Origin of the sequence: Burkholderia sp. 22PA0106 (assembly GCF_047497155.1) — a bacterium.
In the GTDB taxonomy this organism is placed as follows: Bacteria; Pseudomonadota; Gammaproteobacteria; order Burkholderiales; family Burkholderiaceae; genus Burkholderia.
Genome location: NZ_CP163162.1, coordinates 2011888 through 2036333, shown reverse-complemented (window position 1 = coordinate 2036333; position 24446 = coordinate 2011888). Strand labels below are relative to the sequence as shown.

Annotated in this window: 21 protein-coding genes and 1 pseudogene; 8 read left to right on the top strand and 14 right to left on the bottom strand. The window is 69.2% G+C overall.

Annotated elements, in window-relative coordinates; translation table 11 throughout:
• Positions 1-75: 75 nt before the first annotated feature.
• Complete coding sequence (locus tag AB4850_RS08640; protein WP_414439407.1) at positions 76-1023, top strand: LysR family transcriptional regulator; 948 nt, start codon at positions 76-78, stop codon at positions 1021-1023.
• On the opposite strand, the gene AB4850_RS08635 is transcribed toward AB4850_RS08640, so the two are convergent.
• On the bottom strand, positions 974-1609 hold the full coding sequence (locus AB4850_RS08635; RefSeq protein ID WP_414439406.1) for a LysE family translocator: 636 nt from the start codon (positions 1607-1609) through the stop codon (positions 974-976). The genes AB4850_RS08640 and AB4850_RS08635 overlap by 50 nt on opposite strands.
• Positions 1610-1732: 123 nt before the next feature.
• Here AB4850_RS08635 and AB4850_RS08630 point away from each other — a divergent pair, with 123 nt between their 5' ends.
• Positions 1733-2581 carry a LysR substrate-binding domain-containing protein gene (locus AB4850_RS08630; RefSeq protein ID WP_414439405.1) on the top strand — a complete coding sequence of 283 codons (849 nt, stop codon included), beginning with the start codon at positions 1733-1735 and terminating at the stop codon, positions 2579-2581.
• A gap of 198 nt (positions 2582-2779) precedes the next feature.
• Positions 2780-3517 carry a FadR/GntR family transcriptional regulator gene (locus AB4850_RS08625; RefSeq protein WP_414439404.1) on the top strand — a complete coding sequence of 246 codons (738 nt, stop codon included), beginning with the start codon at positions 2780-2782 and terminating at the stop codon, positions 3515-3517.
• On the opposite strand, the gene trhA is transcribed toward AB4850_RS08625, so the two are convergent.
• Both trhA and pip read right to left on the bottom strand, forming a co-directional pair.
• On the bottom strand, positions 3510-4130 hold the full coding sequence (gene trhA, locus AB4850_RS08620; RefSeq protein ID WP_414439403.1) for a PAQR family membrane homeostasis protein TrhA: 621 nt from the start codon (positions 4128-4130) through the stop codon (positions 3510-3512). The two genes, AB4850_RS08625 and trhA, sit on opposite strands and share 8 nt — an antisense overlap.
• Before the next feature lie 81 nt (positions 4131-4211).
• A complete protein-coding gene (pip, locus tag AB4850_RS08615) occupies positions 4212-5147 on the bottom strand; it encodes a prolyl aminopeptidase (protein ID WP_414439402.1) in 936 nt (311 codons plus the stop codon).
• 881 nt (positions 5148-6028) lie between these two features.
• Here pip and AB4850_RS08610 point away from each other — a divergent pair.
• Positions 6029-6571 (top strand): annotated as a pseudogene (locus AB4850_RS08610) (glycine zipper 2TM domain-containing protein); the annotation flags it as partial.
• Positions 6572-6600: 29 nt separating this feature from the next.
• On the opposite strand, the gene AB4850_RS08605 reads toward AB4850_RS08610, so the two are convergent.
• From AB4850_RS08605 to AB4850_RS08565, 9 genes are all read right to left on the bottom strand, one after another.
• Positions 6601-7041: a DUF1801 domain-containing protein gene (locus tag AB4850_RS08605; protein WP_414439401.1), complete on the bottom strand. Its 441-nt coding sequence runs from the start codon at positions 7039-7041 to the stop codon at positions 6601-6603.
• A 24-nt stretch (positions 7042-7065) separates the two neighbouring features.
• Entirely contained in the window at positions 7066-8133 is a 1068-nt protein-coding gene (locus AB4850_RS08600) for an FUSC family protein (RefSeq protein ID WP_414439400.1), read from the bottom strand.
• 222 nt (positions 8134-8355) lie between these two features.
• Entirely contained in the window at positions 8356-9423 is a 1068-nt protein-coding gene (locus AB4850_RS08595; RefSeq protein ID WP_414441988.1) for a 2-aminoethylphosphonate aminotransferase, read from the bottom strand.
• On the bottom strand, positions 9423-10571 hold the full coding sequence (gene aepY / locus AB4850_RS08590) for a phosphonopyruvate decarboxylase (protein WP_414439399.1): 1149 nt from the start codon (positions 10569-10571) through the stop codon (positions 9423-9425). The genes AB4850_RS08595 and aepY overlap by 1 nt, the downstream gene beginning before the upstream one ends.
• Positions 10568-12256 (bottom strand): phosphoenolpyruvate mutase, encoded by a 1689-nt coding sequence (gene aepX, locus AB4850_RS08585; RefSeq protein ID WP_414439398.1) that lies wholly within the window; start codon positions 12254-12256, stop codon positions 10568-10570. Before aepX ends, aepY begins: the two co-directional genes overlap by 4 nt.
• The gene (locus AB4850_RS08580) at positions 12253-13020 is read right to left on the bottom strand and encodes an NTP transferase domain-containing protein (protein ID WP_414439397.1); all 768 of its coding nucleotides are present in this window, start codon (positions 13018-13020) and stop codon (positions 12253-12255) included. Before AB4850_RS08580 ends, aepX begins: the two co-directional genes overlap by 4 nt.
• Positions 13021-13104: 84 nt before the next feature.
• Positions 13105-14103, bottom strand: a complete 999-nt coding sequence (locus AB4850_RS08575) for an HpnL family protein (RefSeq protein ID WP_414439396.1) — start codon at positions 14101-14103, stop codon at positions 13105-13107.
• A complete protein-coding gene (locus AB4850_RS08570) occupies positions 14100-14909 on the bottom strand; it encodes a 2OG-Fe(II) oxygenase (RefSeq protein ID WP_414439395.1) in 810 nt (269 codons plus the stop codon). The genes AB4850_RS08575 and AB4850_RS08570 overlap by 4 nt, the downstream gene beginning before the upstream one ends.
• Before the next feature lie 7 nt (positions 14910-14916).
• Complete coding sequence (locus tag AB4850_RS08565) at positions 14917-15579, bottom strand: CDP-alcohol phosphatidyltransferase family protein (RefSeq protein WP_414439394.1); 663 nt, start codon at positions 15577-15579, stop codon at positions 14917-14919.
• Positions 15580-15641: 62 nt separating this feature from the next.
• Between AB4850_RS08565 and AB4850_RS08560 the strand changes: the two genes are divergently transcribed.
• Positions 15642-15959 (top strand): hypothetical protein, encoded by a 318-nt coding sequence (locus AB4850_RS08560; protein WP_414439393.1) that lies wholly within the window; start codon positions 15642-15644, stop codon positions 15957-15959.
• 10 nt (positions 15960-15969) lie between these two features.
• On the opposite strand, the gene AB4850_RS08555 is transcribed toward AB4850_RS08560, so the two are convergent.
• Positions 15970-16143 (bottom strand): hypothetical protein, encoded by a 174-nt coding sequence (locus tag AB4850_RS08555; protein ID WP_414439392.1) that lies wholly within the window; start codon positions 16141-16143, stop codon positions 15970-15972.
• Here AB4850_RS08555 and AB4850_RS08550 point away from each other — a divergent pair.
• Positions 16133-16528: a lysozyme inhibitor LprI family protein gene (locus tag AB4850_RS08550; RefSeq protein ID WP_414439391.1), complete on the top strand. Its 396-nt coding sequence runs from the start codon at positions 16133-16135 to the stop codon at positions 16526-16528. The genes AB4850_RS08555 and AB4850_RS08550 overlap by 11 nt on opposite strands.
• 232 nt (positions 16529-16760) lie before the next feature.
• Positions 16761-21389: a hypothetical protein gene (locus AB4850_RS08545; RefSeq protein ID WP_414439390.1), complete on the top strand. Its 4629-nt coding sequence runs from the start codon at positions 16761-16763 to the stop codon at positions 21387-21389.
• 73 nt (positions 21390-21462) lie between these two features.
• Here the strand turns inward: AB4850_RS08545 and AB4850_RS08540 are convergent, their stop codons facing one another.
• A complete protein-coding gene (locus tag AB4850_RS08540) occupies positions 21463-22407 on the bottom strand; it encodes a LysR substrate-binding domain-containing protein (protein ID WP_414439389.1) in 945 nt (314 codons plus the stop codon).
• Positions 22408-22522: 115 nt separating this feature from the next.
• On the opposite strand from AB4850_RS08540, the gene AB4850_RS08535 reads away from it, so the two are divergent.
• Positions 22523-24274 carry an IlvD/Edd family dehydratase gene (locus tag AB4850_RS08535; protein WP_414439388.1) on the top strand — a complete coding sequence of 584 codons (1752 nt, stop codon included), beginning with the start codon at positions 22523-22525 and terminating at the stop codon, positions 24272-24274.
• Positions 24275-24446 lie beyond the last annotated feature (172 nt).

The window sequence follows — 24446 nt, the reverse complement described above, 5'->3', positions numbered from 1 at the left end:
GAAAAACACCGTAGGATTCCGTGGATAGCGGAGTTGAATTCCGCAATATTAATGAACTACGGATATCGAACCGGCATGGACAACCTGAACGGCATCGTCGCCTTCGTGCGCACGGCGGAAACCCTGAGTTTTGTCGCGGCCGGGCACAAGCTCGGCATTTCGGCCTCGGCGGTCGGCAAGACCATCGCGCGGCTCGAGCGCTCGCTCGGCGTGCGGCTGTTCCACCGCACTACACGGCGCGTCACGCTGACCGAGGAGGGCCGGCATTTTCACGAGCGCTGCCATCGCATCCTCGAAGATCTGCGCGAGGCCGAGGCGATGCTGTCGGAGGCGGCGCAAACGCCGCGCGGCCGGCTGCGCGTGAGCCTGCCCGTGATCGGCTACCGCTTCCTGTTGCCGGTGCTGCCGGCGTTCAGCGCGCGCTACCCCGACATCGAGCTCGATCTCGACTTCAACGATCGCCTGGTGGACGTGGTGGAGGGTGGTTTCGACGCGGTGATTCGCAGCGGCACGCTCAGCGATTCGAGCCTGATGTCGCGGCGGCTCGGGCCGTTCCGCTTCGTGTTGTGCGCCTCGCCCGGCTATGCGGCGCGAGCCGGCGTGCCGCGCGCGCTGGCCGATCTGGCCGCGCACGATTGTGTGCGCTACCGCTTCCCGACCACCGGCAAGCTGCAACCGTGGGCGCTGCTGCCCGACGGCGGCGAGCCGCCCGGCCTGCGCACCGCGATGACCTGCAACAACATGGAGGCGCTGCGCGGCGCGGTGATCGCCGGGTTCGGAATCGGCTTCATGCCCGATTTCCTGACGCGCGATGCGCTGGCGAGCGGGGCGCTGGTCGAGGTGCTCGATGCGCCTACGCTCGCGCCGGGGCAGTTCTCGGTGCTGTGGCCGTCGAGCCGGCAGCTTTCGCCGAAGCTGCGCGTGTTCGTCGATTTCATGTGCGCGCACCTGTTTCCCGACGACGCGCCCGCCGCTACGCCCCCCAATGCCACGCGTCGAGCGCCATCCGCACCGCCAGCGTGAACAGCATCGCCGCCATCGCCCAACGCTGCGCCAGCAGCCAGCGCGGCCGCGCGGTGAGAAACCCTGCCAGCGACGCCGACGACAGCGCCACCGCGCCGTTCACCGTCGCGAACACCACGATCAGCGCCGAGCCCAGCGTGACCGACTGCTGGAACACGCTGCTGCTGGCGTGGTGGTCGATGAACTGCGGCAGCAGCGACAGAAACGTCATCGCGAGCTTCGGGTTGAGCAGGCTGGTGGCCGCGCCCATCGCCACCAGCCGGCCCGGCTGCTCGGGCGGCTGGGTGCGCATTTCGAGCGGCGAGCGGCCGCCGGGGCGCACCGCCTGCCAGGCCAGATGCGCCAGATACAGCGCGCCGACCGCGGCCAGCGTGCGCGCCGCGCCCGGAATCGTCAGGAAGATCGCCGTGATGCCGAAGGCCGCGCCGAACATGTAGGTCAGATAGCCGAGCATCACGCCGGCCAGCGAGATCAGGCCCGCGCGGCGGCCTTGCGACACCGAGCGCGACATCACGCAAACCATGTTCGGCCCCGGCGTGACCGCCAGCATCCCGCCCACCGTGACGAATTCGACCATCGTACTCATGACTGTTGCATCCTTGCGCGTCTGTCGGCGCGCGGCGCGCCCCGGTGAAACCGAGTATCGGCCGGCGAGGATGCTCAGTAAAACGGATTAAACTGAACGCATTGCTCAGCCTTTCTGACGAATATGAAAAAGCTCGATCTCGACGTGCTGGAAATGGTGGTGGCGATCGCCGATACCGGTTCGTTCGCGCGCGCAGCCGAGGCCGTGCATCGGTCGTCCTCGGCGGTCAGCATGCAGGTCAAGGCGCTGGAGGATGCGCTCGGCAAGCCGCTGTTCGAGCGCAGCACGCGCAGCCTGACGATCACGGCCGACGGCCGCACCATCGTCGAATGCGGGCGGCGCATGCTGGCGATGCGCGAGGAGGCCTGGGCCGCCGTGGTGCGCCCGGAAGTGCGCGGGCGCGTGACGATCGGCGTGCCGGACGACTATGCTTCCACGCTGCTGCCCTCGGTGCTGCGCCAGTTCGCGCAGGCGCATCCGCGCGTGGAGATTCGCGTGATCGGCCTGCCGAGCAGCGCGCTGGTGCCGCTGATCAAGGACAACACGGTCGATCTGGCGTGCATGACGCGCACCCGCGGCATGCCGGCCGAGTTCATCCGCCACGAGCCGATCGTGTGGGCCGCGCTGCCGGGCAATGCGGCAGTGTGGAACGAGCGGCCGTTGCCGATCGCGGTGTTTTCGCAGGGCAGCGCCGCGCGGGCGCGGGCGGTCGGCACGCTCAACCAGGCCGGCATCAAGTACCGGATGTCGTATGAAAGCCCGAGCCTGCTCGGCGTGATCAGCATGGTGGAGGCGGGGCTGGCGATCGCGCCGCTCGCGCGCTGCAGCATGCCGGCGCATCTGCAGGCGGTGGGCGAGGCGGAAGGGCTGCCGTCGCTCGGCGAGGTGGAAGTGGTGCTCGCGCGCAGCGCGAATTCGGCGCGGCCGCCCTGCGATTTCCTGGCCGAGCAGTTGCTGACGGACCTGCGCTGAACGCGGGCACGCATCCTGTTACGGGCGCGTCGCGCACGGGGCCGCTGCACCGCGAAACCATCGCCTGCCGTGATGCCCGACCAGAGGGGCGGCGGCGATGCCGGGCGCTGAATTTGATCCATATTATGCCGAACGCGCAGGCGTGCCATACTGCGCCATTCTTCAGACGAGACGATCTCCGCGATCCGCTCCCGACGCATGTCCGAACCTCTCCACGCCGCTTCATCAACCACGGCGTCGGCCCGCGCCAGCGCCACCGATGCGATCCTCGAACGCCTGCTCGACGCCCTGAGCAGCGGCGAACTACGGGCCGGCGCCAAGCTGCCCGACGAGGCGCAACTCGCGCAATCGTACGGCGTGCCGCGCCACTCGCTGCGCAGTGCGCTGATCGTGGTGCGTGATCTGGGCCTCGTTACCACCGAGCGCGGCCGTTTCGGTGGCACGTTCGTCGCGCCCGACATCCGCGACCGGCTGCACAGCATGGCGCTCGAACGCCGCATCGATGCGGCGCAACTGCGCAGCCTGGCCGACTGGCGGCGCGCCGTGTCGGGCGAAACCTGCCTGCTCGCGGCGCGCCGCGCGTCGGCGTTGCAGCTCGGTGCGATCGAGGCCGCGGCGCAGGGTTTCGTGGCGGGCATGCTCGATGTCGACCTGCGCCGCGCCGCCGATGCGCGTCTGCACCTGCTGATCGCCGAAGCGAGCGGCTCGCGGCATCTGGTCGAGCAGGAACAGGCGATTCAGGAGGCGTTCGGGGCGGTGTACGCGTCGTTGCCGATCGTCCGGCATCCGGCGCGGGTGGCCTGCATGGATCATTCCGCGCTCGTGCAGGCGCTGCTCGCACGCGACGGCGAACGCGCGCGCCTCGCGATGATCGTGCATGTGGAGGCGAGCTATGCGTGGTGCTGCTCGCTGCTGCGCGTCGAAAAACTCACATGATGTAGACGGCCACGCTGATGAACTGGCACAGGCTCCCGCCGAGCACGAACAGGTGCCAGATGCCGTGGCCGTGGCGGATCCGCTCGTCGTTGATGAAGAAGTAGATGCCGGCGCTGTAGAGCACGCCGCCGGCCACCAGCCAGGCCACGCCATCGGGCGACAGCGCGGCCATCAGCGGCCGCATGGCGATCACGCCGAGCCAGCCCATCAGCACGTAGAGCACCATCGAGACGATCCGCGTGCGGCGCCCGAGCGTCAGTTCCTGGACGATGCCGAACAGCGCCAGCCCCCACACCACCCCGAACAGCGTCCAGCCCCACGGCCCGCGCAGCGCGATCAGCGTAAACGGCGTGTAGCTGCCGGCGATCAGCAGGTAGATCGCCGAGTGGTCGCATTTCTGCAGGATCGCCTTCAGGCGCGGCGTGTTGACGAAGTGATAGAGCGTCGACACCCCGTAAAGCACGAGCAGCGCCGCGCCGTAGATGCTCGCGCTGACCACGCGATACGGGTCGCCCTTGAGCGCGCCCATCGTGACGAGCGTGGCCAGCCCGGCCACGGAAAGCAGGGCACCGACGAGATGCGAAATGCTGTTGAAACGTTCACCGACCACCACGGCCTGACCTCGGTTGCTTGACGGATTGTTGGGTGACGCCGCGCTGGCGGGCGGCGTCGGAAAAATGGGTGCGCGCGTGCATCAGGCGCCGGCGAAGCGGTCCGTGGCGGCGAGCAGCGCCTTCAGGATGCCCGGCTCGTCGTACGCATGGCCCGCGTCGGGCACGAGTTCGAAGCTCGCTTGCGGCCAGGCCTTGGCGAGTTCCCACGCGCTGCGCGCCGGCGTGGCGACGTCGTAACGCCCCTGCACGATCGCCCCCGGGATGCCGGCGAGCTTGTGCGCGTCGCGCAGCAGTTGTCCTTCCTCGACAAAGCCGCGATTGACGAAGTAGTGATTCTCGATGCGCGCGAACGCCAGCGCGTAGTGCGCGTCGTCGAACGCGGCGGCTAGAGCCGGGTTCGGCAGCAGCGTGATGGTGCGGCCTTCCCACAGGCTCCAGGCGCGCGCGGCGGCGAGCTTGGCGGCTTCGTCGTCGCCGGTCAGACGGCGGTGATAGGCGGCCATCAGATCGCCGCGCTCGCCTTCGGGAATCGGCGCGAGGAACGCATCCCAGAGATCGGGGAACAGCCACGACGCGCCTTCCTGGTAATACCAGAGCAGCTCGGCGCGGCGCAGCGTGAAGATGCCGCGCACCACCAGTTCGCTGACGCGCTCGGCGTGCGCTTGCGCATAGGCCAGCGCCAGCGCGCTGCCCCACGAGCCGCCGAACACCAGCCAGCGCTCCACGCCGATCATCTCGCGCAGCCGTTCGATATCGGCGACCAGATGCGGCGTGGTGTTGTTCTCGAGGCTCGCGTGCGGCGTCGAGCGGCCGCAGCCGCGCTGGTCGAACAGCAGCACGTCGTAGCGCGCCGGGTCGAACAGCCGGCGATGATTCGGCCCGCTGCCGGCGCCGGGGCCGCCGTGCAGGAACACGGCCGGCTTGGCGCCCGGCGTGCCGCAGCGCTCCCAGTACAGACGATGACCGTCGCCGGTATCGAGATAACCATGGGCGTAGGGTTCGACGGGTGGGTACATGCGGCATGCTCCGGTGGCAAGGACGGGGCCGGATGACGCGGCAGGCAAGGGCGCGGGTTGCGCGCGAGCCGTCCGCGCGACGGGCGTGACGCCATTATGCCGAAGCGCGCGCGCCGCTGCCGCGCTGCATCATTGCGGCGGCAACAGACTTTACAGATCGTTACCCGAATCCGGGCGGGCCGCCACCGGCCGTTCCCTATACTCGTGGCGTTGATCCCCGATCGCGGGCGCATGCGGCCCGCCACGACGATGGCTTTCACTCCTTACGATTTCCCCCCGCGTTGCATCGTTTTTCTTCGCGTTTGCGCTTGAGGCCGTTGCTGGCTCGCGCCGCGTGGCTGCTGCCCGCGGCGCTGGTGCTGCCGGCGAGCGCGAGCTTCGCGGCCGGGCTTTACGACGGCAACGATCAATACGTCGGCGGAGGGCAGGGCGGCTATGCGCCGGCGCAGCAAGGCGATTCGAATCGGGACGACGACGGCGCGCCCGCGTATCCGCCCGTCAGCGCGCCGCCGCCGCCCGATCAACCCGGTTACCCGCAGCGTGGTGCCGATGCGCCCGGTTACGTGCCGCCGCCATACGGTCAGACGAACCCGTTGTATGCGCAACCGAATGCGCAGCCTTATCAGCCGCAACCGCAGCAGGCTCAGCCGTATCAATCGCAGCCGTATCAATCGCAGCCGTATCAGTCGCAGCCGAACTCGCAGCCATACGGTGAGCCCGGCTACGGCGACGCGCAGCCTGCGCCGAATGCACCGAACATGAACGGGCAGAGCGGTTACCCGCCGCCCGACGCGGCACCGCCGCCTGACGATTCGGACGACGACGGCCCGCAACCCGGCCAGCCCGGCTATGGCGGCCAACAGGGATATCAAGGCCAGCCGGGTTATCAAGGTCAACAGGGCTACCAAGGCCAACCCGGCAACGTGGGGCCGTCCGCCTATCCGCCACCGAGCCCGCCGCCCGGCTACGGGCAGCCCGACGATTCGTCCGGTCAGCCGCCGTATCCGCAACCCGGCACGCAACCGTACGGCGCGCAGCCCCCGCAAGCGGGCTACGGGCAGCCGTCGTATGCGCAGCCCGGCTACGGCGTGCAATACGGCACCATCGCGGCGATCCGTCCGATCGGCGGCGGCACCAGCCCGTCGGGCGTGGCGGGCACGGTGGTCGGCGCACTCGTCGGCGGCGTGCTCGGCAATCAGATCGGTCATGGCCACGGCCGCAGCGCGGCCACCGTGATCGGCGCGCTGGGCGGCGCGGCGGTCGGCAATCAGGTGGGGCAGCAGATGAATGCACCGTCCGGCTATCGGATCGACGTGCAACTCTCGGACGGCACGATGCGCGGCTTCGACGTGCCCGGCGCAGGCGATTGGCAACCCGGCGACCACGTGCGGATCGACGCGGGCAACCGGTTGTCGCGGTATTGAGCGCTTGAGGGGAGGCGGAGCGCGCCGGATTACCCGGCCGCTTTGGGACGTTGGGGTTTGGCCGCGGCCTTGGCCTGCCGGTTCGCCCGATTGAGCGCGACGGCCTCCCGGATCAACGCGACGAAGGCGGCCTCGTCCACCTGTTCACCTTCGCGGATGTCGATCGCGCGCCGCACCTTGCCGTCGAGGCTCGCGTTGAACAAGCCGGCCGGATCGGCCAGCGCCGCGCCTTGGGCGAACGTCAGCTTGACCACCGCCTTGTAGGATTCGCCGGTGCACAGGATGCCGTCGTGCGACCACACCGGCGTGCCTCTCCATTTCCATTCCTCGATCGCGTCCGGGTCGGCCTGCCGGATCAGCGCGCGCATGCGGGCCAACGCGGCGCCGCGCCAGTCGTCGAGTTCGGCGATGCGGGCGTCGATCAGGGCCGAGGCGTCGTCGCTGCCGCCGGCGGAATCCTTCGTCACCATGCCTGCCTCCTCACGCGCGCCGTGTCAGATGTACCACTGTGCCGCCACGTCCTGCAGACGCTGACGCATCACGTCGCATTCGCGCGCGATCTTGTCGTTGATCGACACGAAGCCCGACAACTGCGCGGGCACCTCGCCGTCGGCCGGGGCACTGACGGCCGGCAGCGGCTGCAGGCGCGCCAGCGTGCCGAATTTCAGCGCGCGGCTCGGCCCGATCAGCAGGCCGTGGATGCGGCGGTTCAGCGGGCGTTGCGCCGTCTGCACGTAGTGGCGGCCGGCCACGTCGCCATCGGCCGGCTGCACGCTCGCCAGCATTTCGAGCGAGCTGATCACGAGCCGCAGCGAGCGCTGGATCGCGTCGAGCTGCGCCATCGTGATATCGGTTTCCTTCGACACCCACGGCATCAGCGAACGCATCTGCACCAGCAGCGCGTTCATCGCGGCCATTTCCTTCAGATGAGCCGTATAGCTGACCGTTTGCGCGCTGACGATCCGCGCATGCACCACCGCGCAGGCGCGCAGCGAATCGGCCAGCTTGTAGCGCCACGAGTAGGTGGCGTACAGCGGCAGCGCGAACGAGAACGCCAGCGCGATGCCGATTCCGACGATCACGTTCACGGCGCGCCACAGCCCGTCGACGATCTCGTTGTCGCCGTGCCCGGCCACGATCAGGATCGTGATCGCCGACAGCAGCGCGACATAGCCGGCCTTGCCGATCGCGTAATAGGCGCAGAGCCCGCACAGCACGCTCATCACCAGGTACGTGACGATCGAGACATGCAGCGTGGATTGCAGCACGATCAGCGCCAGCCCGGCCACGGCGCCGATGGTGGTGCCGAGCGCGCGCTCGGCCGCCTTCTTGCGGATATTGCCGTGATGCTGGAGCCCGCCGATCACGATCAGCACCGTGATCGACGACCATTCGCCGTGCGGGATGTTGAGCCCGGTGGACAATGCGATCGACACCAGCACACTGAGCGCGACGCGCGCGGCGTGGATCAGCTTGGCGTGCCGGTAGCGGCGATACGGATCGAGCAGCGGGCGGAACAGCGAGCGCAGGGCGGTAGGCAGGCGGAGCGGGGATGCGGTCATGACGGGCAACGGGAAGGCAGGGCGCTCGCGTGGAAGTTCGCGATGAGCGCGCCGTGGCTGCCGGCTGCGCGCATCGCACGTTCGGACGATTCTAATGGATCGGCCCGGCCGCGCCTGCCCGTATTAACGCGACGCACCGCGACAAAAGGAAACGGACGCCGAAGCGTCCGTTTTGCGTCATGCCGGTGAATCGGCGAATCGGTGAATCGGCGCTTGAACGCGTCAGCGCGTCAGCGCACTGAAGCCTTCGAGCAGGCGATCGATGTCGGCCGGCGCGATCGCGCCCATCGTCGATACGCGGAACAGCGAGGCCGACAGCCCGCCCTGGCCCGCGTAGATCACGAAGCCGCGCGCCTTGAGGCCGTCGTGCAGCGTTGCGTAGCCGACGCCGGCCGGCAGCGTGTAGGCGCGCAGCACGACCGACGATTCGCCGTCCGGCAGCACCAGCGACATGCCGCGCGCGGCCAGGCCGTCACGCACCTGGTCGGCAAGCGCCTTGTAGCGGGCGTGGCGCGCCTGCCAGCCGCCTTCGTCCTCGAACTCGCGCAGCGCCTCGACGAGCGCGTAATACGCGTGCACCGACGGCGTAAACGGCGTGTTGCGCTGCGCCTGCAGCTTGGCGAGCCGGCCGAGGTCGAGGTAATAGGTGCGGCTCGCGGCGCGCGCCAGCGCCGTGTTGCGCACGATCACGAACGCCGCGCCGGGCACGCCGTGCAGGCACTTGTTGGCGGTGGCGGCCACCGCATCGGTCACGCCGTCGGCGAAATCGATCGCCTCGGCGCCGAAGCTGCTGACGCCGTCCACCAGCAAGCGCGCGCCATGCTGGCGGCACAGCTCGGCGATCGGGCCGAGCGCGTTCAGGCGGCCGGTGGTGGTTTCGTGATGAATCACGGCCACGTGCGTGATGGCGCGGTCGGCGGCCAGCGCGGCCTCAATGCGGCCGAGGTCCGGCGCTTCCATCCATTCGTGCTTGAGCAGCGTGTGGGCGATCCGGTATTGCTTGGCGATCTGCGCGATGCGATCGCCGTACACGCCGTTCTCGATCACGAGCAGCTTGCCGTCCTCGGGCACCAGCGCGGCGATCATGCTTTCGACGGCGGCGGTGCCGGAGCCCGTCATCAGCACGGCCTGCCATTCGGCCGGGTCGAGATCGTAGGCGGCGACCAGGCGCGTGCGCGCTTCGTCCTGCAGGTCGAAGAACTCGCTTTCGCGATGGCAGAGGTCGGTTTGCAGCAGGCTCTGGCGGACGCGCTCGGTCAGCGTGACCGGGCCGGGGTTCAGCAGCAGCATCATTCGGCTCCCGCGCCGATGTGGCGCATCAGACGTTCCTTCACTTCGATCGGCGTCACGGTCGGGCGCGGCAGCCCATCGGGCACGCCGGTGCGGATCTTGACGCAGGCGAAGCGCGCGCCGTCGGCCGCCTCGGCGAACAGCGCGTCGATCGCGCTCAGGTCGCCCTCGCGCGCCGACGCATAGCCGCAGGCGGCGGCCACGGCGGCGAACGACACGCACGGCGAGACGGTGGACTGGCCGCCCGTCGATTCGTGCGCGCCGTTGTCGAGCAGCAGGTGGATCAGGTTCTTCGGGCCGTAGGCGCCGAGCGTGGCGAACGCGCCCATGCGCATCAGCGCGGCGCCGTCGCCGTCGACCGCCACCACGGTGAGGTCGGGGCGCGCCAGCGCGAGGCCGAGCGCGAGCGTCGTCACGCAGCCCATCGAGCCGACCATGTAGAGCTGGTTGGCGCGATCGTCGAGCGCGTACAGCTCGCGCCCGCAGAAGCCGGTGGAGGCCAGCACCACGGTCGAATCGAGCGGCGTGCGCGCGATCACGGCCGACAGCGCGTCATGGCGCGACGGCCGCTCGGCGGCGCGGCTCGCGGCCGCAACCGGCACGACGTGCGGGCGCGGCGCGGGCATCGGCGCATCCTTGAGCGGATAGGCGGCCACGCTGCCTTTCTGCATCACGAGCGCGTAGGGCCGGCCGGTTTCGTCCATGTGACGGATCGCACGGTCGAGCGCCGGGCCGATCTGCTCGGCCTCGGTCGGGAACAGCTCCCACGGAATCTCCATGGTGTCGAGCATCTGGGGCGTGATCGGCCCCATCAGCGCGTGCTGCGGCTCGTCGTGCTCGCCGGGCTTGCCGCGCCACGTGACGATCAGCAGTTGCGGCAGCTTGAAGGTCCAGGTCAGCGAGGTCAGCGGGCTGACCGCGTTGCCGAGGCCCGAGTTCTGCATCATCGCGATGCTGCGCCGACCGCCCAGCGTCGCGCCGGCCGCGAGCGCGACGGCGTCGCCCTCGTTGGCCGCCGACACGTAGTGCAGCGACGGATCCTGCAGGACGTAGTTGATGAACGGCGTCAGATACGAGCAGGGCACACCCGCGTACGAATCGAAACCGCGCGCGCGCGCGGCCTCGACGAACTGGGCTGCCTCGATCATTGGGTGTCCCCGGCCGGGGCGCCGTTCGCGAGCGGCGTCTGGCCGTGCGCGAAATCGCCGGCGCGACGGAATTCGTCGAGGTCGTTCACGCCGCGCCAGTGGCCGTGCACGTATTGCACCGCGATCTTCTCGCCGGCTTCGACGAGCGCGTTCAGCAGCGCCGGGATGTCGAGCTGGTCGAAATCGGGGCGCGCCTGCAGCGTGGCCAGCGTGGCCTTCAGGCGTTCGACGCCGGCGCCGCGCACGTTCAGCAGGCCCACCCAGCGGCCGTGCGGCGCGCCGTTGCCGGCGTCGCTCGCCACGCGTTGCAGCGTAACTTTCTGGCCGAACAGGCCGCGGTCGTCGGCCGACGAGCACAGCGCGAAGTCGCGCACGCTCTGGTTGGTCGAATCGGTCAGCGAGGAATCCACCACCACGGTGAATTCGGCGTCGCTTTCGGCCAGGTCGCGCACGATGTAGCTGCGGAACAGCAGGTCGCCGTAGGAGACGATCGTGTCGCCCTTGACCTTGCCCAGCGCGCAGGCCAGCGAGCTCAGTTCGCCGGTTTCGGCGTGGCGTTCGTTGACCACCAGCTTGATGCCGGCCGTGTCGATCGCGTCGGCGCGATAGCCGCCCACCACCGTGATGTCGTTGACGCCTTCCTTCTTGAAGCCGTCGACGATCCAGCGCAGCAGCGGCTTGCCGGCGATCGGCAGCATGACCTTCGGCTTGTCCTCGGTCACGGCCTCGAGGCCCTTGCCGCGGCTGGCCGCCAGCACGATCGCCGAGTTCGACGAACGCGACGACGACGACAGGTAGATGCGCTCGGCCGCCGAATATTCGTCGGCGTCCTGCAGGCGGAAGATTTCGTTGACGGTGACCACGCGATCTTCGACGTTGACGAGCGTTTCGTTTTCGAAGATGTCGCGCGCGGTGGCCTGCATCGCGGCGGCGGACGAGCGGACCAGATGGTTCGCCCAGATCACGGTGCTGATGCCGGCCTGGCGGAACACGTCGGTCGGCGTGCTGTAGTACTTGGTCGGCACGATCACGATCGGCGCGCGGTTGTTCCACTGGCGCGCGAATTCGAGGATCTCGTCCGGACGCGACAGCTTGCTGTGCATCAGGATGGCGTCGGCGCCGGCATCGGCGTAGGCGTGCGCGCGGCGCAGCGCTTCATCCATGCCCCAGCCCGCGATCAGCGCTTCGACGCGCGCCACGATCGAGAAATTCGAATCCGTTTGGGAATCCTTGCCGGCCTTGATCTTGCCGGCGAATTCGTCGATCTCGGCGAGCGGCTGGCGTTCGCCGTCGATGAAGCTGTTGGTCTTCGGGAATTGCTTGTCTTCGATGCAGACGCCGGCGATGCCGCGTTGTTCGAGCTTGCGCACGAGGCGGCGCATGTTGTTGAAGTTGCCGTAGCCGGTGTCGCCGTCGAGCAGGATCGGCAGGTCGCTGGCGTCGGCCATGAATTCGAGCACGTCGACCACCTGGGTCCAGCTCGCTTCGTTGTTGTCGCGCACGCCGAGCGCGGCCGAGATCGACAGGCCCGAGCCCCAGATGCCCTTGAAGCCGGCTTCGCGCACGATTCGCGCGGACAGGCCGTTGTGCGCTTCCATCAGGAATTCGAGCTGGTTGCTCGTCAGCATGCGGCGCAGCCGCGCGGCACGGGATTCGGTGAAGTTATTGGGTTCGCGTGCGTTCATCGTGCGGCTCCTACGGTATTGCGCTGAATCAGCGGGAGAACTTCGTCAGCCGCGCGGGCGACGTCGTTGGGGAAATCGATTTCGATCCACGGTGCGCCGGTCACGTCGGCGACATCGAACGGGCGGCCGCCTTCGAGCAGCAGGTCGCGCACGGCTTCCTCGTGGGGCAGGTTGGCCCGGCCCGAATCGATGTAGCCGGCGACGATCTCGGCGAGGCGCTTGGCCGTGCCTTCGCTGAAGCGGAAGAAGCCGACCGATTCGCCGATGGTGTCGTATTGCAGGTCGACGGCGAGTTGCTTGCGCAGTTCGACGGGCACGCCGTCCTTCACGCACAGCTTGACCGGCTCGTCGCCGGCCTCGAAATCGCGGTCGATCAGCAGGCGGTCGACCGATTGCTCGGGGTTCGCGACCAGCGCCTGCATGATGCTGTCGTCGTACAGCACGTCGGCGTCCATCAGCAGCACGTCGCCGCCGCGCGTGAGCGCGTCGGCCGCGGTGTGGACGGTCAGCACGCTGCCGAGATCGAAGCGCGGGTTCAGGACGATTTCGGCCTGGCGACCGAGGCGGGCCAGTTCGGCCTCGACCTTCTCGTGCTGGAAGCCGAGCGCGAGGACGATTTCGGTCACGCCGAGCGATTCGAGCAGACGCAGGTGGCGCTCGAGCAGCGACACGTCGTCGAAGCGCAGCAGGCACTTCGGATACTGCGCTTCGGGAGGCAGTTGCAGGCGCAGGCCGAGGCCTGCGGCCAGGATGATGGCTCGCATTGAATACTCCACGCTATGTAATGGTTACTTGGCCGGATGCGGTCCGGCCGAGGGTTCGCCCGCCAGGCACGGCGCGGGCTGGCCCTAGTCCGCGAGCTGCGGCGCACGGCGCCGCTGCCAGTTTCTTTCGCTGAAATGCAGATACAGAATGCCGGGCAGGCCGAGCGCGAGCTCGCGCGCGCGCTTGGACAGCGACAGCGCGAGCGCCGCATCCGGCGGCAGCCCGACCAGCGGCGCCAGCAGCAGATAGCCGCCTTCCTGCGCGCCGAGCGAACCGGGAATCATGAACGCCGCGCCGCGAATCGCCTGGCCGACGCTTTCGAGCAGCAGCGCATCCACCCAGCTGACCGGATGGCCCAGGAAGTGCAGCGCGAGCCACACCTCGCCGGTGCCGAGCAGCCAGCCGCCGAAGCTGTACCAGAACGTGGCGATCACGCGATCGCGCTTGCCGTACAGCTCGCCGACGGCGGAATCGATCGCGTCGGCGCGGGTGGCCAGCGACGGCCAGTCGCGCGGCCCGAGCGCCTTCGACACCATCCGCAGGCCCCGGCCGAACAGGCCGCGCCGCTGCGCCAGATAGAAACCGAACGCGCAGGCGCCGAGCAGAGCGGTGGCGATCAGGGCCGGCGTGCGCAGGTGGGTGGCCGCGGCGCTGTTCGCACCGAAGCTGAACACGGCGATGCCGCCGAGCGCGAACAGGATCTGCGCGAGCGCCTGCATGGTGGTGCTGACCGTGACGGCCGCCGCCGCGTGCGGCATCGGGATGCCCTTTTGCGACAGGTAGCGCGCCATCAGCACCGGGCCGCCGATCTGGCCGGCCGGCAGCAGGCTGTTGACCGATTCGAGCACCCAGCGCGCCGACAGCATCTCGCGCGTCGACACGCCGGGCGTGCCGCGCGGGAACATCACGGCGATCGCGCGGGCGTCGACCACGAGCGGGATCAGATGGAACGCGGCGACCAGCGCGAGGCCCCAGCCGGCCGTGGCCAGCGTGGAGACGACCGCGCCGAAACCCTGCCAGGACAGCAGGGCGATGAACAATGCCGTCCCGATGGACAGCAGGATGATTCCAGCGCGAGTCATTTCTGTGCGGGGCGGCGCGTGGCGAGCTGCTTGAAGACCTGACGGAAGCCGAAGTACGCGATCGCGTCCTTCATGTTCGAGATGAAGCGCTTCCAGGGGCGCATGCCCGGGTCGGTCACGTATTCGAAGGTCAGCGACACGCGCATTTCGTTCTCGCCCATCGGCGAGATGCGGTGGCGCAGCTTGTCGCCGTCGAACAGCACGATGCCGCCGTCGGGGATTTGCGTGGTGCCCGGTTCGTCGGCCACGGCCGGGTTGCGCGTGTGCAGTTCGTAATCGAGGCGGCAGGTCGATTCGTCGATCACGCCGATCAGCAGCGTGTAGCGGCGGCCGTCGTAGTAGGACGTATCGTAGTGCCAGCCGATGTGGTCGCCCGGCTTCGTGTAGTAGTACAGCGCGTAGGCGTGCGGATCGTCGGCGGGCGACACCTGCAGCGTGTCGCCGGTCAGCTTTTCGAGGAACGCGATCAGGGCCGGCGAGCGGTACAGCTCGGCGATGAACGGCGCCTTCTCGTCGATCGTGTGGCGGCTGACGCTGCCGCCCTGCTTGTGGCCGGGCAGGTAGTTCCGGTTGACCTCGGGCAGCAGCGCGCGCGCGAGGTCGGCCAGGCGCCCGGAGGCGTCGGGCGGCAGGAACGATTCGAGATGGATGAACGCGCCCTGGCGGTCGAATTCGCGATGCAGGTGATCGGTATCGAGCGCGGCGGCGGCGCGGGAGACGGCACCATCGGCGTTGCCCGAGGCGGCGTGGCCGGTAGTCGGGGCGCTGGCGCGCGGTTCGAATCCGGCTTCGGTCTGGGTACTCATGGGATGGTCAGGCCTTCGGGCTGTCGGCCGCCGGCACGGCGCCGCGGCGCACCACGCGCCAGTAATCGATCACGACCCAGGCCGCGAACACGGGCGCGCCGATCGCGGCGGCCAGGACGAAGCGCTCGACACCGTCGAGCAGCGTGACGATGGGCAGCAGATACAGCACGTCTTCGGTTTCGAAGCCGCCGATCGAGGCCTGCTTGGTGCCGGCCTTGCCCGCGAACGATTCGATGCGCATGCGCAGGAAGAAGATCAGCGCCACGGCCGCGCCGGCCAACGTGCCGAGCAGCACCGGCGGCGCGAACATGCGGCCGCCTTGCGCCACCACGCCCGCGCCCATGCAGACGAACAGCGCGACGGTGATCACCGCGTCGCTGGCGAGATCGTAGAAGTGGCCGATCTTGCTGGTCTTGCCGCTGATGCGGGCCAGTTCGCCGTCGGTGTGATCGACGAAGTTCGACAGCACGATCAGGAACGCGCCGGCATTGATCCAGCCGAAGCCGCCCTGCGCGAGACAGACGGCCCCCGCCAGGCCGATCAGCAGGCGCAGCGTGGTCAGATGATTCGGGGTGACGGGCGTGTCGACGAGCGGCGTGACGAGCCGGCGCGCGAGCCGCGCATCCCACGTGCGGGGAGGCGGCGGCGCGATGAATTTTCTTTGGTCCATCGGCGGAATATATACGGATTTGTAACGATTTGCTTTTTCGTAGGTTCAATTTTGACATGCCGATGTCCGACCTGGGTTTAACCAAAATCAACGGGCCGCCCGGGGCGGCAAAATCGGGCGACAGGATTTGCGGCATTTCGTTTCGTTTCGTGGCGAAACAGCGCGACGGGGTGAAGCCCGAATCGGCCGGAAAGGCCTGTCGCAGAAGGATATGCCGGGGGCATGCGGGTGCGCAGCGCAGGGCCGGCAGCGTGTTTAGCAAGCGGATCGACCGTTTTGGCGGCGGGCCGATCTGTTGCGTGATGGGCACTTTCGCGGCAAATGCGCTGTGGCTGAAACGCCGCGGGCCATCGTATAAAATGCCGAGATTGTTGTTATAAAACGAACAAATCACCAAATCTCGCCTGATTGTTTGCCGATCGTCTTGGCGGCTGCACGAAGCCGTACGCCGAAATCCGAGGCCGCGCGGCCCGCGCGCTTGATCGTTCCGTCGAGCCCCGCCACGATGTGCGCGAACCGATTTTTCCCTTCGTCTTTTTTCCGGAACCCGATGATGACGCTCAAGCCCCTGTTGGCCTGTCTCCTGTTCGCCGCGAGCGGCGCAACGTTCGCGAAAGCGCCGGATTGCATGGACAGCGCCACCACGCAACTCGACATGAACACCTGTGCCGCGAGCAAGAGCGTGAAATCCGACGCGCAACTGAACCGGACCTACCGCGATCTGCTCGGCCGGCTCGACGCGACGTCCGCCACCAGGCTCAGGGAAGCGCAGCGCCGCTGGGTGGCCTGGCGCGACGCCCAATGCGCGTTCGAGGTCGGCGGCGTGAGTGGCGGCAGCGTGGCGCCGATGGTGCAGGCGCAATGCGTCGACCAGCTCACGCAGGCGCAGACCCGGCTGCTCGACAAGCATCTGCATTGCGAGGAGGGCGATGTCAGTTGCGCGAAGTGACGCAGGAGCTGGCGTTCTTCGCATTTCGGGACATGACTTCGCATTGAAATGCATGCCCGTATGTCGCTGATTTTCAATGCATTTTTCGTTATAACCGAGCGTTTCGCGAGCGTTTACTGTTCCGGTCACACCCCTTGTGATCTGGAGCTGTTTCGATGTGTCCGCTCGGTTGTCGCGCCCTGTGTTCCGTATTGCCTCGCTCGGTTGGCCGTGTGCTGCCGGAGGCGCGGTCATGACGCATTCGATTCGTCGTGCGGGGGCGTCGCTCGGGACGTCGCCGGCCGAGCCGGCAGGCGAGACTGCCGCCGGCTCGGAGGCAGCGGCCGGTTTGACGCCGCCTCCGGCGCGTGACGGCGCGGCGCGGCCGGTGGTGCACCGGCTCGGGCCGGACGCGCTGGCGTCGTTGCAACGGGCGCGTGGCAAGCCGGCCGAGGCCGAACGGCCGTCGCTGAAGGCGCGGGTGGCCGGGGCGTTGTCGGGACGGCAGTTCGCGGTGACGGCCGGCGTGCCCGGCACCAGCCATACGGTCAATGGGCCGCTGCGCGCGGGCGTGCCGGGGCAGACGCATGCCGGCGTGGCGGGGCCGCCCGGGCCGCTCGGCGCGCCGGTGGCAACGACGCCGGACGCCGATCGCGATCCGGTGCTCGACGACGCCCGCAAGCTGCTGGCGTTGGCCGATGCGATGGCCGGCAGCCTCGACCAGCCGTCGATCACCGTCTACGAGCGGCCGCACGAATCGGCCGCGAACCGCGCGGCGAAACGGCTCGTGCCGTGGCTCGCGCCAACGCCGCTGAAGGATATCGCCAGTTTCTCGGCCGGGCGCGGCATGCGGCTGTCGCCGCCCGGCTCGCGCAAGGACCCGGTGCTCGCGCGTGGCCGGCTCGACAACGAACAGCAGGCGCGGCGCTTGTTGCAAGGGCTCGCGCAGCGGCGCACGGCGCTCGACGCGGCGGTGGCCGAGGTCGGCGCGGCGCGCGCTGCGCTGGCGGCCACCGACGTTGCCGTGCTGGCGGCGGCGAGCCGCGCAGCCGATGCGGGAACGGCCGGCGGCCAGGGGGAGGCCGTGGGCGGTTCATCCGGTGCCGATACCGTGGCGAATCCGAATGGGGTGACTGGCCGTTCACCTGGTGCCGGCGATGCTACGCCTACGGTCCACCCGACGGCCCGCTTGGCGTCCAACCTGGCGATCGACCCGACGGCCGGCCCGACGGCCCGCTTGGCGTCCAACCTGGCGATCGACCCGACGGCCCGCTTGACGTTCAACCTGGCGACCGACCCGACGTCCAGCGCGGCGTCCAAAGCGACGTCCAACCCGACAACCCATCCGACTCCCAACCCCGCCCTCGCCGCGCAAGCCGCCGCCCGCACCCGGTTGCGCATCGCCGAACTCGCCGCGCGCGATGCCGGCCACGCGCTGCACGAAGCGATCCACGGCACCGAGCTGCTCGAGCTGGTCAGCCTCGGCCATCTGTCGGATCGCGCCGATCAGACGCACGCGTTCGCGCTGCGCCGGCTCGACGATCTGAAATCGCGCATCTACACGCTGCGCGACGACGCCGGCTCGCGCCGCAAGGAAATCGACATCGCGCTGCGGCTGCATGCCCGGCAGGCCGAAACGCTGGTCACGCTCGGCGACGAGATGAACGACATCGACCTGATCCTCTGCCAGGCGCAGGCGCGCATCGATTCGCTGGGCAAGCAGCAGGCGGCGCTGGCCGACGGCTCGTCCGATTCAGCCGATTCGGTCGAAGCGGGCATCGTCGTGGCGCGGATCTCGGAGCAGATCGGCGCGGCGCACGGCGTGCTGGCCGAGGCGCAGGCGCAGAAGGCGCGCTGCGAGGCGCGGCTTGGTGAATTCTCCGAGCGGCACGCCGACATCTCCAGGCTGATGCAGGAGCGCTCGCGCGTGGAGGCGCGCTGGCAGGCGGCCGACCGCGCGGTGCCGTCGCTGTTGAAGGCGTCGCTGGCGCTGGCCGAGCAGGGCGAGCAGGCCGATCGCGTCGAGCGCGCCGAAGCGCAGGCGTCGCCCGATGCGGCGCCCGGCTCGACCGGCGCGCAGCGCGAACAGGCCGCGATTGCGGCGGCGCGCGAGGCCCAGGTCGCGCAGTTGATCGATGCGGGCAATGTATACGGCGCCGAGGCGCCGGCCGGGTTGCAGGCGGCGCTGCGCACGCTGGCCGAACGGCTGACGGCGCCTGCGCCGCCGCTGCCGTTGCCGCCGTCGATGACGATCGAGATCGTGACGCGCGCGATGGCCGACACCGGCGTCGAAGCGTCGAACGCCGCGCCGCTGCTCGCGCACCTCGGGCGACAGCCAGCCGCGCACTGGGTGTCGCTGGCGGCCGGTTTGCCGGAACGTACTGCAACGGCCGGCGCGGCGGCGGCGAGTACGGCAACGGCGAGCGCTGCAGTGGCAAGTGCGGCGGCGTCGGCCGACCCGCTCGACCTTGCCGCGCTGGCCGTATGCCGCAAGCTCGCCAGCCTGCCGCGCGGCACGGACCTGCTGCACGCGCTGTCGAGCGAAGGCGCCGCAGCGCCCGACGCGGCGCGTTCGCAGGCGTTGCGCGTGTTCTGGAACGCCGAAGAGGCACAGCGCGCCGACGCCGTTTCGCCCGATATCGCCGCGTGGCTCCAACAGGCCAAGACGGTCGCGCGCGGCCATCTGGCGGGCGATCCGGCCGAGGCGTTCGACGATGTCGATCACGCCGCCTACAACGCGGTGCGCAACGGCTACCTGAGCAACGCGCCCGGCTCGCCGTATGCGCAGCACGTCGATCGCCTGAACAAGGCGATCACCGAATGGGTGGTGCGCGCGGGCGCGTCGGCGCCGGACGGGGCGGCCGGGGCGCGACCGTCGGCATGGCGGCGCGCGATGCCCAATCTGAACAAGACGCCGTTCCGGCGGCGCGTGCTGAAACAGGCTTATCGCGTCGGCGAGAGCATGGGCATGCAGTCCGCGCGGATTCAGGTCGACCAGCATGTGCGGCAGCGCATCGCGCACCTCGAAGGCACGCTGGCCGCATGCCGCACCCACGGCGGCTCGCCCGAGCTGCGTCGAGCAACCGCGGCGGCGCAGGCAACCGTCGAATACCTGAAGCAGTTGCAGCAGCGCGGGCAGCATCCGTCGCAGATCCGGCTCGACGCCGGCGATCGCACCGGCATCGGGCGGGTGCTAGGCGAGCAGTCGCGGCGCGAGCGCGGCGCACGCGCCGCGCGCAACGGCGAACCGAACCGGCTGCGCAAGACGCAGGCGGTCGACTTGCCCGAGCCGTTGCACACGGCCTGCGGCAGTGGCCTGAGCGCCTATGAGGCGATCGACCGGATCGAGACGCATCTGGCCGCGCAATTGCCGGCGTCGCTGCGAGCGGAAACCGGCGAGACGGCCGACGCCGCCGGCCTCGACGCCGCGCTGCGCCTGCTCAAATCCGAGCGCTTCGCCGACAAGACCGACATCCTCGCGTTCTTCCAGCCGTTCATCGCCAACAGCCGCTTGCGCGACCGCGTGCGCATCGGCGGTGGCGGCACGCTCGGCGTGAACCTGCCGACGCTGCCCTACGGCGCGAGCTCGCCGATCGTCTCGCCGATCTTCACGGCCGAGAAATCGGTGGGCGACGAGGCGTTCGTGCAGATGTTCATGCCGATTCTCGGCATGGAGATGTCGTTCGGCACCGCGCACACGTCGGCGCAGGAGGCCACGGCCGGCGTGGCGGTCGGGCCGCAGGTCGCGCCGGGCGTGGCGCTGCAGGCGGCGTTCACGGCGCGCGCCGCGAGCCAGCGCACCGACACGCATTCGACGGTGGTGCGCTTCCTGCGCAGCCGCCACAAGGACGACGAGATGCGCGCCAACATGGTCAACGCGCTCGACAGCCTGGTGCGCTGGGATCTGATCGCACCGGCGCGCGGCCGCGCCTATCGCGATCCGCTCGAAGCGGTGTTCGCGCGCAATCCGGCGGTGGTGGTGGCGCAGCTCGATGCCGTGACCCGCACGCAGACGCTGACCGGCCGCCTGTCGGCCCGCTTGCCGTCGGCGCGCTTCAACGATGCGCACGGCGTGGCGCAGACGCTCGGCGCGGATGCCTCGCTGTTCGTCGAAGCCGAGCGCACGCGCGACAAGCGTTCGGAAACGGGCGGGCAGGTGCGGATCGGCAACGCCAAGGGCGATACGGCGCAGCAGCGCGCCGGCGTCGCGGCCAACCTGAATTTCGCACCGCTGACCAATCAGTCGGTGCCGGTCGGCGAGGGCGGCCGGCACGGCGCGGTGCAGCGCGAATCGGTGCCGATGCAGATCGGCGTGACGCGCGACCTGGCGTGGATCAAGGCGCAGCACGAAATCTCGCCGTTCACGATCGGCGACAAGCAGGACGCCGACCTCGACCGCCATTACGCCACGCCGCGCGAGATGCTGGCCGAGATCGACGGCAATCGCGAGGCCTGGCTGATGCGCTGCATCGAGACGCTCGACGCGGATGCTTCGGGCGAGAAGGACACGCCCGCGAACCGCGAGCGCGCCGCGATCCTGCTCGGCGATTTCGAACGCGAGATACGCGGGCTCGGCGAGACGAGCCATTACTGCCACTACAACGTCAATTATTCGATGCGAGGCGAGGCGGGCGTGTGGATCGACGGTTACCGCGCGCTGGCCGAACTGGCCGAGCAACGCGGCGATGCGGCCGGCGCGGAGGCCGCGCGGCGCGCGATCGACGAGGTGCTGGCGATGCGTGCGACATGGCGGCCGTTGATGCTGATCGTGCGTGAGCGTTCGCGCGAATCGAGCGTGCTGGGCTGGCGCAGCCTGTTGCGCTGGCAGCGCGTGGCCAATGTGGACGGGCAGCGTACCGCCGCGCAGTTTCCGCCGCCGTGAGCGCGGATTGGCGTTGGCGACAAGCGGCGGGCGGTCGCGATCATCGTGCTCTCGCCATCGCCCCTCCTGCCGATCACCCCTCCGCCCCCAGCCCGCCCGACGCCCGCAACGCCTCGATCACGATCGCCGTGGCCGGGGTCGGCAGCCGGTCCGAGCGCGTGATCAGGCCGTAGTCGTCCATCTGGCACTGCATCGGCAGCGGCAGGATCTCGACGATCCGGTGCGCCGCGTAGTACTCGGCCACGTCGGCGGCCAGCACGGCGATCATGTCGCTTTCCTCCAGCAGCCGCGTGATGAACAGCAGTGCAGCCGTCTCGACGATCCGCGCGGGCGGCGCCAGGCTGGCGCGCTGGAACATCCGCTCGAAGCGATGGCGCAGCACGCTGCCGGCGGGCGGCACCACCCAGGTCAGCTCGCGCACATCGGCCAGCGTCAGCGCATCGCGGCCGAGCAGCGGGTGGCCGTGCCGCACCACGGCGTGCACCGGTTCGTCGGCCAGCGACGCGTAATGCAGCGGCAGCTTGTCGTGCTCGGCCGAGAGCCGGCCCACCACGATATCGAGCTTGTCGTGCGCGAGCCGCTCCAGCAGCACGCTGCTGACCTCGATCTCGACCGAGATCCGCATCGCCGGATGCCGCTGCTTGACCGCCGCGATGGCGGCCGGCAGCAGCCGCACGCCGGGCGAGGTGATGGTGCCGATCGCCACGTGGCCGAGATGGCCGGCCTTCAACGCGTCGAGCTCTTCCTGCGCCTGTTCGAGGCTGCCGAGCACGGCGCGCGCATGGCGGATCAGCGCGTCGCCGTACAGCGTCGGCCGCACGCCGCGCGGCATGCGATCGAACAGCACCGTCCCCAGCATGTCCTCCAGCTCGCGCAGCAGCTTCGAGGCGCCCGGCTGCGTCATGTTGAGCACGGCGGCCGCGCGGTGGATGTTGCCTTCCTCCGCGAGCGCCACGACCAGCAGCAATTGCCGTGTTTTCAGGCGGGTGCGGATGTACCAGGGGTTCGCGTCGACCATCGTTTCGGTGTTTACGAGGATATAAAAACAGGTATCGGAGACGTCCGATAATTCATTAGTAGGTTATCAAGCTTCTCTCTAGACTGCTCGCAAATCCCGCTACCCCACGACGAGCATGACGGCAACCAAACCCAAGCTGCGGTCCCACCACTGGTTCGGCACCAACGACAAGAACGGCTTCATGTATCGGAGCTGGATGAAGAACCAGGGCATCCCCGATCACGAGTTCGACGGCCGGCCGATCATCGGCATCTGCAATACGTGGTCCGAACTGACGCCGTGCAACGCGCACTTCCGCAAGATCGCCGAGCACGTCAAGCGCGGCATCTACGAGGCGGGCGGCTTCCCGGTGGAATTCCCGGTGTTCTCGAACGGCGAATCGAACCTGCGGCCGAGCGCGATGCTCACCCGCAACCTGGCCAGCATGGACGTGGAAGAGGCGATTCGCGGCAACCCGATCGATGCCGTGGTGCTGCTGGCCGGCTGCGACAAGACCACCCCGGCGCTGCTGATGGGCGCGGCCAGTTGCGATGTGCCGGCCATCGTGGTCAGCGGCGGGCCGATGCTGAACGGCAAGCTCGAAGGCAAGGACATCGGCTCGGGCACGGCCGTCTGGCGGCTGCACGAGGCGCTGAAGGCCGGCGAGATCGATCTGCATCATTTCCTGTCGGCCGAAGCGGGCATGTCGCGCTCCGCCGGCACCTGCAACACGATGGGCACCGCGTCCACCATGGCCTGCATGGCCGAGGCGCTCGGCGTGGCGCTGCCGCACAACGCGGCGATTCCCGCCGTGGACGCGCGCCGCTACGTGCTCGCGCACCTGTCGGGCAGCCGCATCGTGCAGATGGCGCTCGACGACCTGAAGCTCTCGAAGATCCTCACGCGCGCCGCGTTCGAGAACGCGATCCGCACCAACGCCGCGATCGGCGGCTCGACCAACGCGGTGATCCACCTGAAGGCGATCGCGGGCCGCATCGGCGTGCCGCTCGAACTGGAAGACTGGATGCGGATCGGCCGCGGCACGCCGACGGTGGTGGACCTGCAGCCGTCGGGCCGTTTCCTGATGGAAGAGTTCTATTACGCGGGCGGGTTGCCGGCCGTGCTGCGCCGGCTCGGCGAGGCGAAGCTGCTGCCGCACCCGGACGCGCTGACGGTCAACGGCAAATCGCTGTGGGACAACGTGCGCGAGGCGCCCAACTACGACGAGGAAGTGATCCGCCCGCTCGACCGGCCGCTGATCGCCGACGGCGGGATCTGCATCCTGCGCGGCAATCTCGCGCCGCGCGGCGCGGTGCTCAAGCCGTCGGCGGCGTCGCCCGAACTGCTCCGGCATCGAGGTCGCGCGGTGGTGTTCGAGAACTTCGATCACTACAAGGCGACCATCGGCGACGAAGCGCTCGAGGTCGACAAGGATTCCATCCTCGTCATGAAGAATTGCGGCCCGCGCGGTTATCCGGGCATGGCCGAGGTCGGCAACATGGGCCTGCCGCCCAAGCTGCTGCGCCAGGGCGTCAAGGACATGGTGCGGATCTCGGACGCGCGCATGAGCGGCACCGCCTACGGCACGGTGGTGCTGCACGTCGCGCCCGAGGCGGCGGCGGGCGGCCCGCTGGCGGCCGTGCGCAACGGCGACTGGATCGAACTCGACTGCGAGGCGGGACGGCTGCATCTGGATATCAGCGACGAGGAATTGCAGCGCCGCCTGAGCGACGTCGATCCGGCCGCCGCGCCGGGCGTCGCCGAGCAGCAGGGGCGCGGCGGCTATGCGCGGCTCTATGTCGATCACGTGCTGCAGGCCGACGAAGGCTGCGACCTCGATTTCCTGGTCGGCATGCGCGGGGCCGAGGTGCCGCGCCACTCGCATTGACGTAACGGCAGGGCTGGCAGGGGCGGGTGGGTCGTGATGGCGGGGCCAGCACGACAGCACGACAAAACAGCACCGACGGCCGGCCAACCGACCGCAAGAAGCCAGAGCCGGGAGCGGCAGGCGCCGCCGATCGGCGCCCGACGAGATCCGCGCGCATGACGCGACGCGGGCC